4 protein-coding genes are annotated in these 3,009 nt (G+C 34.4%); all 4 read left to right on the top strand.

Going from position 1 to position 3,009, the window contains the following annotated elements:
- The first annotated feature begins 330 nt into the window (after nt 1-330).
- Nucleotides 331-1,104 (top strand): hypothetical protein, encoded by a 774-nt coding sequence (locus PHI38_RS10025; protein ID WP_299855722.1) that lies wholly within the window; start codon nt 331-333, stop codon nt 1,102-1,104.
- Nucleotides 1,101-1,625, top strand: a complete 525-nt coding sequence (locus tag PHI38_RS10020) for a hypothetical protein (protein WP_299855720.1) — start codon at nt 1,101-1,103, stop codon at nt 1,623-1,625. The genes PHI38_RS10025 and PHI38_RS10020 overlap by 4 nt, the downstream gene beginning before the upstream one ends.
- Nucleotides 1,626-1,642: 17 nt before the next feature.
- Complete coding sequence (locus tag PHI38_RS10015; RefSeq protein WP_299855718.1) at nt 1,643-2,083, top strand: hypothetical protein; 441 nt, start codon at nt 1,643-1,645, stop codon at nt 2,081-2,083.
- A gap of 3 nt (nt 2,084-2,086) precedes the next feature.
- Nucleotides 2,087-3,009, top strand: a 923-nt coding sequence (locus PHI38_RS10010; RefSeq protein ID WP_299855716.1) for an efflux RND transporter permease subunit, incomplete at its 3' end; no start/stop codon positions are given.

The raw sequence follows: 3,009 nt of genomic DNA, 5'->3' as shown, positions 1-3,009 counted from the left end.
TTGTTATAGCACCAGAGATAGCAAAAAGGGATGTAAAAAGAAGGAGCGAACTATATTTATCAGCTACTACAAAAGATAAAACTGCTAAAATCACAGCTACTAAATGAGTTAAAAAACTTTTACTAATTTTCAATATGTCTCCTTTTATTTAAGAGTGGGATTATACTAAAAATGAGATTAGTTAGAGATTTTGATAAAAACAGAATGCTCTGAAGGATTATTAAGTTGGATACCAAATCAAGTTCAGAATGATGCGAATTTCGTCATTTTGTGCTCGACACGGAATCTAGTTTATAGATTAATCAGAAGGTTCAATAGATATGGAGCACAATGTACGCATTTATACAAAAACTTGACAAAAATGAGGCGAAATTTTTAGCACAGCTTGTCTCACAGGTTGAGATGCAAGATGCTAAATTTAAGTGTTATATTATCAATAAAATAGACTCTGCATCTGAGCCTGATTTTAGCAGATTTTTGTCTAAAACTTTAGAAATAAAAGAAGATGATTGCATCTTTTATACAAGCTATTTTACCACTCTAGAGGTGCAAAAGGACTTTTATAGAGTTCATATCTCAGAGAAGCTAAAGCCATACTTTGCAAAGTTAAATAAAAACTATGACATAGATGCACTTGAAGCTCTTTTTGCACAAGAAAATAAAAATATAGTAGTTAAAAAAACAAAAGAACTAGATGCAAAGGGCAATGAATTTAACTTAAAAATCAAAAGAGTTGTGGCCTTTTTTGATCATGAGAGGAAAAAACTTCAAAGAAATTATGTAAGAAAAGAGCATAGAAATATGGACGCTGAGTATATGTTAAGACTGCATCTAAAAGAGACAAACAGAACTCCAGAGATGTTCTACGATGCTATAAGATGGCTCTTTTCTAACAATCCAAAAGCTGCATTTCACAGAGACTACATTATGAACATAGCAAAACTTATAGAGCATTACAACACATTAGAACATCAAGCTATGCACTCAAAAGAGGCAGTGGAGTTTAATGAGGAGGCTCAAACTTGGGCAAATATCTACAAAAAACAGGGTATGCAAGACGATGAGATTATAGAAAAACTAAGAGAGGCTGGATTTGTAAAATGAGTATAAAAGAAGCAAAACTTATAATTAATGAGTATGATTTAAGCACAGATGAGAGTAGTTTTGAGATAGCATTAGAAGCCCTTGCTAAGTTTGGCTCAGCTAGAGCTGTACTACTTGAGGGTTTAAAACCACAATATAAGTACCTAAAAAAAGTCTCAAAACTCTTAGCCATGCTAGATGAGAAACCACAAAGAGATGCTGAGGCAGAGGCGATAAGTTCTTTGATGTATGAAATCTATAAAACTGTCTCAACCGACTCTAAGAGCAAGGGTGAAGATATCAGAGTCCTGATGGCTACGATTAATGTGCGAAAAACTTTTGAGCCATCAGATAAAGAGCTTTGGGTTATGAACTATCTTGGTGGCAGAGAATTAATCTTAAACATCACATATCAAGAACCAAATGCGCTAGAGAGAAAAATAATCGAGGCGATAAAAAAGTACGAAAATCTAGCAGATACGCCAAATCAAGACGCGATAGAAAATAGACATATAAATGATTTGGCAATAAAAAGATACTAAAATTACAGGAAAATAAGATGAAAAAAGAGAGTTATGAACTTTTTAAAAGTGCTACAGTTGATGAGATAATTTCACACCTTGCAAAAGAGTTACAAACAAAAAATGAATCCGCTTTTTGGGCTACTAGAGTTGTGCCATTTAGTGAGGCGATTTTGAGTGTACTTGTGGTTTTAAGAGATGAGAAAAAGCTCTTTAATCCAGAGGGTGTGATGGTAGATGAGTTAACTCCAGAACTATTTTTTAGATGGAGCGACTTTGTAAGCTTGAAATCTCTTGCTTTTAAAATTCAAAGAACAAACAGAGCTACGGATGAGAGTAAAACGGAGATAGATTTAAGTAAACTAGCATCTTACTTGAGTGCTAATGGTGTAAACTTAGAAAATGAACAGCTCGATTTCCCAATACCTACTTATAACTTACATCAAGGCGTTAGCAACGTTATAAAGTCACTTTTGTAAACTATGACAAAACTTATAACTTATTTCATAGAGAACAAGCGCTTAAACTACATGTTGCTTGTTTTTTTAACATATATGGGGATTCAAGCCTATATAAATATCCCAAAAGAGATTTTTCCAAATGTAGAACTTGACATCATAAGTGTCCGTGGAGCTTATAGCGGAGCTAGTGCTAGTGTTATGGATAAGATGGCTGTAAGGGATATTGAAGAGGAGCTTAGCAATATCAATGGGATTGTTAAAACTGAGACTGTAATTACTCCTGGCGCCTTTGCAATTATGCTTACGCTTAAAGAAAATGCAAACAAAGCAAACATACTCTCTCGTGTAAAAGATTCTATCTCGTTAACAAGACAGTATCTACCATCAGATATGAATGAACCATCAGCCATCCTGGTAGATAGGACAAGGCCACTTATAAATTTATCTTTGTCTTCAGATAGCATCACAAAGGGTGAGCTAACTGAGATAGCTAAAGAGATAAAAGTAAAAATCTCCAGAATGGAGCATATTAGCGAGATACTTATTCGCGGAGACTCAAAAGAAGAGATCTCTATAAGTATAAACTCAGATGCTTTTTTGGCTTATGGTTTAAAGCACGAAAGCGTTTTAAAGGCTATCTCAGACCTATCTTATATCTTTCCTATTGGAAATATAGAACAAAGAGGAAACTTCGTCTATCTCTCAACAATAAATGGTAAAGCAGATGCCAAGCAGTGGCAAGAGAGCATCTTAAACATCGATTCAAAGTATGTAAAACTAGGTGATATTGCAAAGGTAGCGATAGAGTATCCACAAACAGACACACTTGCATCTTTTAACAATAAACAGACTCTAAATCTTGTCATCTCAAAAGGAGAGGAGGGCAACTCCATAGCTCTCTCAAAAGAGTTAAGAGAGTATGCTAAAACACTAGAAGAGCTCTA

This window comes from Sulfurimonas sp., from assembly GCF_028694895.1.
GTDB lineage: Bacteria > Campylobacterota > Campylobacteria > Campylobacterales > Sulfurimonadaceae > Sulfurimonas.
The sequence above is the reverse complement of the archived record's forward strand: the minus strand, read 5'-3'. Positions and strand labels throughout refer to the sequence as shown.